9 protein-coding genes and 1 other annotated feature are annotated in these 8,611 nt (G+C 48.9%); of the genes, 2 read left to right on the forward strand and 7 right to left on the reverse strand.

What is annotated here, in order from left to right; genetic code table 11:
• The 3 genes from RT018_RS13285 to RT018_RS13295 form a co-directional block, all read right to left on the reverse strand.
• The coding region (locus RT018_RS13285) for an iron-containing alcohol dehydrogenase family protein (RefSeq protein ID WP_312942756.1) at positions 1–988 on the reverse strand (988 nt) is incomplete at its 3' end.
• A gap of 12 nt (positions 989–1,000) precedes the next feature.
• Positions 1,001–2,191, reverse strand: coding sequence for a hypothetical protein (locus RT018_RS13290; RefSeq protein ID WP_312942758.1), 1,191 nt, complete (start codon positions 2,189–2,191; stop codon positions 1,001–1,003).
• A 62-nt stretch (positions 2,192–2,253) separates the two neighbouring features.
• Positions 2,254–2,493: a binding site (T-box leader), on the reverse strand.
• 302 nt (positions 2,494–2,795) lie between these two features.
• On the reverse strand, positions 2,796–3,050 hold the full coding sequence (locus RT018_RS13295; RefSeq protein ID WP_312942760.1) for a GlsB/YeaQ/YmgE family stress response membrane protein: 255 nt from the start codon (positions 3,048–3,050) through the stop codon (positions 2,796–2,798).
• A gap of 342 nt (positions 3,051–3,392) precedes the next feature.
• Between RT018_RS13295 and RT018_RS13300 the strand changes: the two genes are divergently transcribed.
• Together RT018_RS13300 and RT018_RS13305 are read left to right on the forward strand one after the other, a co-directional pair.
• Positions 3,393–3,620 (forward strand): hypothetical protein, encoded by a 228-nt coding sequence (locus tag RT018_RS13300; RefSeq protein ID WP_312942762.1) that lies wholly within the window; start codon positions 3,393–3,395, stop codon positions 3,618–3,620.
• Between the two features lie 268 nt (positions 3,621–3,888).
• Complete coding sequence (locus RT018_RS13305; RefSeq protein ID WP_312942764.1) at positions 3,889–4,422, forward strand: isochorismatase family protein; 534 nt, start codon at positions 3,889–3,891, stop codon at positions 4,420–4,422.
• Between the two features lie 702 nt (positions 4,423–5,124).
• Here the strand turns inward: RT018_RS13305 and RT018_RS13310 are convergent.
• The 4 genes from RT018_RS13310 to RT018_RS13325 all read right to left on the reverse strand — a co-directional run.
• Positions 5,125–5,751, reverse strand: a complete 627-nt coding sequence (locus tag RT018_RS13310; RefSeq protein ID WP_312942766.1) for a methyl-accepting chemotaxis protein — start codon at positions 5,749–5,751, stop codon at positions 5,125–5,127.
• Between the two features lie 46 nt (positions 5,752–5,797).
• Positions 5,798–6,910 (reverse strand): methyl-accepting chemotaxis protein, encoded by a 1,113-nt coding sequence (locus RT018_RS13315; protein ID WP_312942768.1) that lies wholly within the window; start codon positions 6,908–6,910, stop codon positions 5,798–5,800.
• A gap of 458 nt (positions 6,911–7,368) precedes the next feature.
• Positions 7,369–7,959: a sortase gene (locus RT018_RS13320; RefSeq protein ID WP_312942770.1), complete on the reverse strand. Its 591-nt coding sequence runs from the start codon at positions 7,957–7,959 to the stop codon at positions 7,369–7,371.
• On the reverse strand, positions 7,949–8,611 hold a 663-nt coding region (locus tag RT018_RS13325; protein WP_312942773.1), incomplete at its 5' end, for a Cna B-type domain-containing protein. The genes RT018_RS13320 and RT018_RS13325, both read right to left, overlap by 11 nt.

An 8,611-nucleotide genomic window follows, 5' to 3' on the forward strand; every position in this document is an offset into this window, starting at 1 on the left:
CGTCGATGCCCTTCAAAGCCTTTTCGGCAACCTTTGAAAGGTCTTCTTCCTTCGCGTGGATATCCGCAAGCTTCGTGGGCAGCCCAATGGATTTGCTGAACCGGAACACCTCGTCCCGCTCCTCATACTGCTTGTCAACGGTGAGCAGCACCAGAATTCCGTAGGCCACCACCTCACCGTGGAGATGGTGAAACGCCTCGGTGGAAGGCAGAATCGTGAAGCCGTTGTACACCGCGTGGGCAAGGCCCGTGGTATAGTCCACCTGCACAAAGTTAGAAACCATGCCGGTAGATACAATGATGCCCAGCACCGTCTCCGTCAGGTCGGGGGTCACGGTGTTTGCTTCGCAGTCCTTAAGTGCCTGCTTTCCGAAGATTTTCAGGGGCTTTGCGCACATGGTGCTCAGCGCGATGCCCATACCGTCAGAGTGGCTGGGAGTATGCCCCCGAGAGGAGACGGTGCACTCATAGTGCTTTGCCATGGTGTCGCCAATTCCAGCCCAGAGATATTTGACGGGGGCCTCCGCGATAATCTGGGTATTGATGAACACGTGGTTTGCCGGAATCTTGGAAAAGGAGTATTCCCGCAGGCTTCCGTCCGGGTGGTAGAGAATACCGAGACTGGTATACGCGGCGCAGGTGGAGGCGATGGTGGGGAAGGTGAAAAAGGGCTTCCCTGCCCGTTGGGCAAGCACTTTGGCGGTGTCGATGGCCTTTCCGCCGCCCACGGCGAATATCATGTCCGCGTCCTCTGTGTCGGGGGTGAGCCGCTGGATATTTTCAACGGAGGCCTCTCCCCCGCTCCACAGACAGCGGACCACCTCCACAGAGGAGTCCTTCAGCGCGGAGATGATTTTCTCCTGTGCTGCCGCCAGCGCCTTTTTCCCTCCGATCATCACCGCCTTTGTCCCGTAGGCAGCGCAGACAGAGGAAACCCCTTCATATGCGTCTGGGCCGATGGTGTAGCTTGGAATCAGTGTTCTTTCCATTTTTATCTCTCCTTAACCCTTATAACCCGGATTTTCCGCCAGGAACTTACGGTTTTTGTAAACACCCACGGTCAGCATGGGAACGATCACCACCGCAATACCAAGATACCCGCAGTAACCGTAGCCGTATTTGATAATGTTGGTCAGCCCCGCGAAGGAGATGCCCATAGAAATTGCGATGATAGTGGCGGCAATGATTCCGTTTTTCACTGTGGGATTCTTAATTCCCTTGAAAACAGAGATATTTTCAAACTTGGCCACAAATCCGAAGGTGGTGGTGACGCCAGTTGAAATGAGGCACAGCAACAGGCAAGCGGCATAGGCCACCGTGAGCCACGGAATACCGATCTCGCGGCATACAGTGAGCGTGGGGATCACGGCGCCCCCCTCCGCAGCGGTATAAACGCCCTGCCAGGATAGCAGCATGAAAACCGACAGAGTCAACGCAGCGGCATTCATGACAAAGGCGATGTTCATGGATTTGTTGCAGCCCCGCTTATCAGTAAGCGGCTTGCCACAGGCCAGCATGGTGGGCAGCGTGACACATTGAAAGCCCGCGTAGACGAAGGCATTTAGAACCGCTTTGGGAATCATGGAAATGCCGGTGTTTTGGAAACTGGTGGACAAAACGGAGCCGATATTCTCCCCCTTGGTGATGCCGATGGCGTAGATGCTGATGGCAATCACCAGAATGGCCATGCCCATATAGGTGGAGGCCAGACGAACCAGACTTGCCCCAAAGATGGTAAGCGTCAGCACCAGTGCGCCCACCGCAAGAACACTGAGGGCATAGGGCATTCCAAAGTAAGCGTTCAGCGCAGAAGCTGCTCCCGAGATGGCCGCAGCAATGGCCATAACCACCATGATGTAGAAAAATACCTCGAAAAGCCATTCAATCTTCTTAAAGGGGCTGAAAATGGCTTCAAACAGCTCCTTGTAGGATTTGAGGTTTCGGGAATTGTAGAAGAACATGGCTTCCCGCATGGTCAGCGACATGAGCAGCACTGCCAGAATGGCGGCCACAGGGCCCAACCAACCAAGGCCCACATAATAGGTGTTGGCCTGATTGCCGGTGGCAAAGCCGCCCCCGGCGTGGGCCGAGAACAGGACCGAGCCCACGGAAAAGGCAAGGAAAAACGCGCTCTTTCTGGATTTCATGTCGGGATTCGGAATTGCCGCCGGTATTGTCGCTGCTGTTTTCATGTTGACCTCCCAAATACTGTCCAAGAAGACGCAAAAAATCCTTCCGTCTCCTTGCGGTTTAGCAAAGAGACGAAAGGATAAACTCCTTACGCGGTACCACTCTTCTTCATTCTTGCGAATGCACTTTGCGAGGTACTGACATACCTCTGCCTTCTGTAACGGGGGCTTCCGTCCACGCCTACTTATGTGTTCGGCGCGGCCATTCCGTGACCAGTTCGGCAGATTGAACCCTGTTGCCTCGCACCAGACGGCAACTCTCTGAAAGGACAATGCTGCTTACTACTTCACATCTTCATGTTTGAACGTATCTTAGCAAAGGCCCCGAAAGAAGTCAATAAAAATATTTGCGTTTTTCTCCGAATATCGCTTCGGCACAAAATTTAAGCACTCTTTCAAATGTTTTATAGTGGGATTGCACAGTCCCCACGAAACAAAAAGTATGCTGATCCCCGTGGACGTGGGTGTGGGAGGGAATTCATTGCGCGTGTCCGCCCCGCCAAACATCCCTATTTGAGTCACCTTCCAGCTAGACGTATGTACACCCCGATATGAGCGCCAACTGAAAGAAACCGGCCACCCTGAGGCAGTCGGTTTCTTCTTTCAATTAAGTCTTTCTTTTAATCGCACTTGCGATCCACAGCAAGATGACGGCTCCGACAACGGCAACCAGTAAACTCCAGAGATTAAATCCGGTAATTCCACTGCCACCCAATAGGTTCATGATCAGTCCGCCTAAAAAGCCGCCAATGATGCCCACGGCAATATTTGCGCCTGCTCCCATCTTTTGGTCATTATCCGTAATCATACTTGCGATCCAACCGGCGAGAGCGCCTATTACAATCCATCCTAAGATGCCCAAGGTGAGTCCTCCCTTCGTTTTACTTTAGTATGCGGAGACATTACGCTATCATTCCTTTGCTTGAGGAAATCTATGCTGCCAAAATATTCCGGTTTTTGGGCTTTAAGGAATCAATCCGTAATTTTTTGCAACCAGATTTATTAAATCATAATTATCAAATTTAAGTTTTTCAATGGTTTGACGACTCATTTTTTGACAACGAGCGAAGTATCCTAAATGCCAACCGGTTCTTCCCGGACACGGCTTTATGCGCTCCACGCGCACGTCTATATCCTTGCAGATAAACTTGTTCAGGCACTTCCCTACGGTGTTTGATAACGCAGAATTCCCCGGAGCCTACCGGTGGTAGACTCCGGGGAGTTCGTTTATGCTAAAATCAGCACCACCAGCGCCTGCGGCAATTACACCGCCACCAGCAGCAGCGCCAATTATTTCGATTCCGGCAGCAACACATGGGACACCCTCCCTTCCTTAGTGATGTACTCTGCGAAGACTGCCGTATTTGTATTATATGGCGAGATAGGTGGCAATGTGTTTGACGGTGAAATTTCCGGAACCTATCTATGGTAAGTTTCGGGGAACCTTTTTAATACCCGATCCTTTTTCCATTTCAGTTCGCAGTTAAGTTTCACGCCACTGATAACCATGATTTCTTTTCCGGTCTTTAGCAACACAATTTACACGAATATAGGATCCCTTCAGGAAAAAATTTATAAGAACGAACAGAGACGCCTCCTATGAGAACCGCCTTGGCATATGCGGCCGTACGAATGAAACGGTGCGCACCCGCGCATTCTAACCAAAGGCACTGAAATGAATCAAATTCGGAGGCATCATCATGACCAAACCTTCCTGCAACGCACTACTGATTATTGACGTTCAGAAGGAATTTCTGACGGACACCACCAGGGACCGCGTTCCCAAAATTCAAAGGTTGGCGGAAACCGGCAGATATGATTACTGTATCTTGACTTACTATAAAAACACGCCGCAATCGCCGTTCTACAACCGGCTGCATCGGTACAGCGGCCTGGACGCCTGCTCCGATTCTCTGCTGATTCACCCCCCTGCGGGATTGCCAACGGTGGTGGAGGAAAAAACGACTTACGGACTCCCGCATCAGGACCTGTCCCGGTTAGTGGGGCAGTGTTCCCACATTGACCTAGTCGGCTTTGATACGGATGCCTGCGTATTAGCGTCGGCAATCGGGCTCTTTGACGGGGGATATGACTTTGATGTTCTCGGCGAATACTGCGCGTCTACGAATGGGCACGACTACCACGAAGCGGGTATGAAAATAATCAACCGAGTGCTGGCCCACCAACCGGAGCCGGAATGTCAGGAAATTGGAGATAGAAGCGAATCGCAGTGAATCAGCGCAATTTCAAAGGGCACATATTGGTGGGCATCTTCTCCCGCAGAATCAGAGTCACCAGGATTGAAGCCAGGTCCGATTTAAAGAAGAACTCCTGAGATATCTTCTGCATTGAGGTCGTCTTCATATCGGCCGCTCTTTTCGAAGAACTCCTCAGCAAGTAACCAGCTTTTCGTGTGTAAATCGGTGTGCAATTTTTATGTTATTTTCTTACGCACTGTATTCTCAGAAGAATAAGCTTACCGCAACGTTGAATCGTCAATCCTCCAAATATCTAGCCAAAATAAAAGAAGCCCTGATTTCTCAGGGCTTCTTTTTTGGCAGCGAGTGAATGATTTGAACCCTCACAGACGGAGTCGGAGACCGGCGTTCTAACAGCTTGTAATTATTGATATACAAGCAAATGATAAACCAATGAATTCTAATTGCAACCTGTTTTGCAACGATGAGTCGCGAATAACAGTTGAATCAGTACATGCCCATAACTTCATTTTTACCATCGCTTTGCAGGCTAGCACATGAGGAAGTAACACATACAGTGCCGCATTTTATTTATGACCAAGTTTTACGTCAAATAGAAGTTAACTTAACTAGAGGCACCCCTAACAGAATGAGCCATTGTTAGCTTTATTAATTGGTATTGGCGTGGTTCATCTCAGACTGTTCCAGTTTTTAACAAAATGACAACTATTTTGATAGTTAATATTTTTTAAATCCACGGGCGGATAACTCAATTTCATGCATTCCAGATGGCATAAAATTGGGCGCGAGGATTGCTTCACTATGAGATGAGGGCTTTTCATTCAGCTTGAATACGCTGACACTTTTTTTCAACTCGTCAGCCTGCGCAGAAAGTTCCTCGCTGGCTGCGGCGCATTCCTCGGCTGCCGCTGCGTTGCTTTGAACGACCTGTGAAACCTGCGTGATCCCCTCATTAATCTGCTCCAGCGCCGTCGCCTGCTCATTTGAAGCAGTGGCAATTGCCCCAACAAGTTCAGTTGCCTGCGAAGCCCCCTCCGTGATTTTTTTGAGCGCGTCGGCTGTCTCGTTGGCAATCTCAGTGCCAGCGTTCACTTTTTGGGACGAGGTTTCAATCAGCTCCGTCGTCTCTTTTGCAGCTTGTGCAGACTTCCCAGCGAGGTTTCTCACTTCCTCAGCGACAACGGCAAAGCCCTTGCCGGCGCTGCCAGCTCTCGCCGCCTCGACCGCCGCGTTGAGTGCGAGAATATTTGTCTGAAAGGCGATATCGTCGATCACCTTTATAATTTTACCAATGCTCTCGGAGGATGTGTTGATTTCCTCCATGGCCTTGAGCATTTCCTTCATTTTCTCGTTACTGGTCTCCGCTTGCCTTTGCACATTCACAGCAAGCTCATTTGTCTTCTGCGCGTTTTGGGCATTGTGTTGTCTGGGATGTGATTTCCTCCATGGAAGCCGACAGTTCCTCGACAGAGCTGGCCTGCTCTGTCGCTCCCTGCGACAAAGAGGTGCTGGAATCCGCCACTTGCCTTGCGCCCGCGTCGATCTGGTTCGCGGACGAAACAATCGACTGCGCGAGTATATGAAATTTATCAACAAGTTCAGTAAGCGCCTTGCCCATCACATCAAACTCTGACCGAACTGTGATGCTTCTTGTAAGATCGCCTTTGGCAATTGCCGCAGTCTTTTGAGCTTGCTCGGCGGTACTTTCCATCACCTTATCGAAGGAGAAGGCAAGCGTCCCAATTTCGTCTTTCCTGTATTTAAACAGCAAGTCGTCTTTGCTAAAAACTTTGCTCGAATCAATATCGCCGACCGCCAGTAACTCGGCAAACGCCGCAATTTTTTGCATGGGTTTGCTGATAACGCCAGATATGAGAAAGCTCATAAACACGGCAACGATAAAGGATATGACAATCACAATTATCATGACAACCATCGCGATCAATGCCGACGTCTGAGCCGCGGCAACGTCATTTTGAGCACGAGTAGCATTGTATGCTGCCATTTCTTCGAATACATCTAGTGCATTTTCAGCATCCGCTGCCGCATCATTGATCAAGGTTAGTATTCTATCTTTTTTCACCCCCGCTTGGGCGGCTTGCTGAATTTTATCGATCATACTTTTATAAGCGTCGTAAGCCGTTTGGGCCTTATCAAAATTTTCCTGATCCTTGCTGTCTAAAAGTGTCTTGCTGTAGCTATCTAGTTGCGCCTGAACGGAATTCATATCATCTGTAATTTCCTTGGAGTATGTATTCTTATCCGTATCATAGTATATGTATAGATTTCTGAGCGTACTTCTGGCCTTGTTAAAAGCACTTTCCGCTCCAGCAGAGTAAACAATTCCCAGAGTGCATTGATTATAGGAGTCCTCACGGCTGTTGTTCATGGCTATCATGTTAAAAATGCCGACAACGCCGACTATGATGCCTAACAAACCCACCAAAAGGAACCCCACCATTAGCTTTTTATAGATTCTTAAATTTTCAAACCACTTTTTCATATTCTTTTTCCCTTTCTCTCCTGTTTCCAACACTAGATCCACCGTTGCGCTAATTTACAGATTATTTTCTCCCATCTCCATTCCTACCATCCTGCATCAATAATAAAGCGCCTTATTATATCAATATCTGACTTTGTAAGGAAGTTCTATTTAATATACAAAAACCGCTTTACTTGAATTTTTGCACTAGCAATGTGTAAAAGTGCCTACTGTTTGGCAGGTCAATTTCGGCATTGTATAATTATTCCGAGATAATTTGTTGAGCATACTAAAACTCACGCCTTTTAAGCAGTGGGTCCGTGGTTTCAATCCCCTCAGGGTCACCAAATGGTGATTTATCCAAACGCATACGATTTATTTTTGTAAACGCCTATTTGGCTGTGTGATAAATCGTGAGTAGCGAATAAGCATAAAAAACCGCTCGTCTTTGCAGACGAGCGGTTTTTATTTAATTGATATTAGCTACTCTCCCGTTCACACCGCACGGCTATACGGCTGTTTCCTCCATACGTGCAGGTGAAAAGCGTCAAGCCCGGATTTTCGGATTTCATATCTTGCACGTCCGAAGATGCAAGGGACTCCACAGTCACTACCTGATACTTATAAACAAAGCCATCCACGTCGGTAAAAGTAATCAAATCGCCCTGTTTTAACTCCTCAAGTGAGCCAAAATGCTGCTTGTAGTTATGGCCCGCAATAATCATATCATCCGTCAAAAAAGAACCGGAGTAGCGGCAGGGCGCTTTTTTCAGTTTTGGATAACTCCAGTTGTCCATCACCGGCAGAGAGAGCCCCAGTGCGGAAATATCCAGCACGCCGATGTAATTCTCGTCTTTCACTCGGACCGACTGAATTTGCTTGGCGGTGGTCTCGGCATTTGTCTTGTCAGGCAGCTCCGGAATAATTTGCTGGTTCAATACCTGCACCGTTTCCGCAGCCTGACGGTCTGCCCGTGTCTCTTCCATGTAGTTGAACGCCATCAGAAATAGAGAACCCGCCAACAACAGGCTGCCGGTAGCCATCAGAACGATATCCCGTTTAATTTTCATGGGTTTGCCGTTTAAAATGCTCCCACCATCCGCGGCTGAACAGCATAATTCCCAGAACCGCCATAATTGGAATTGGCCATTGCAGCAGCCCGGTCTGGGGAAGGCTTGCCAGAAAAATGGGTTCCGGCGGTAAATCAGTCATCGTTGGTTCATCGGTTTTGGGGGGCTTCGGTGGAGCAATATTTGTCGTATATGTGTTGGTAATTGTAAAGATCGTCCCCTCTTGTGAATACGAAACCGTATAATCGTGGGGAACGGTGTCTTCAATCACGGACCAGGTATATCCAGTGGAGAGATTGTTCCAGGTATATCTCCAGTTATTGCTCTGTGAAAGCCGCACGGTATAAAAAACCCTGTCGTCACGGAGCAGGGAAACCATAATGGAATGTGGGCGAAACTCCCCTTCATCGTCATCATTCCATATCTTCAGCACCGTAACGTTGATGGGCGCTCTGCCGGGGGGGTTGGAAGGCGGGGACGGCTGGTAGGACACTTTGACGGTGGCGGTGGTCGCCATCTTTTTATTGGAATCCGGGAGGGTGACCAGAGATGGGCTGAAAGAATACGTACCGCTGCTTGCTGACAAGGAATCGCCCAGGATGAGATAGGTGCCCTCCTGATTCAAAGTGACCGTGGCGTTGCCGCCGCTGTC

Origin of the sequence: Oscillibacter sp., assembly GCF_032060045.1 — a bacterium.
GTDB lineage: Bacteria > Bacillota > Clostridia > Oscillospirales > Oscillospiraceae > Oscillibacter.

Bases quoted from the DNA above. Each gene is read 5' to 3' on its own strand.
- RT018_RS13290 (WP_312942758.1), bottom strand. From the start codon at position 2,191: ATGAAAACAGCAGCGACAATACCGGCGGCAATTCCGAATCCCGACATG.
- RT018_RS13305 (WP_312942764.1), top strand. From the start codon at position 3,889: ATGACCAAACCTTCCTGCAACGCACTACTGATTATTGACGTTCAGAAG.
- RT018_RS13310 (WP_312942766.1), bottom strand. From the start codon at position 5,751: ATGAAGGAAATGCTCAAGGCCATGGAGGAAATCAACACATCCTCCGAG.
- RT018_RS13315 (WP_312942768.1), bottom strand. From the start codon at position 6,910: ATGAAAAAGTGGTTTGAAAATTTAAGAATCTATAAAAAGCTAATGGTG.
- RT018_RS13320 (WP_312942770.1), bottom strand. From the start codon at position 7,959: ATGAAAATTAAACGGGATATCGTTCTGATGGCTACCGGCAGCCTGTTG.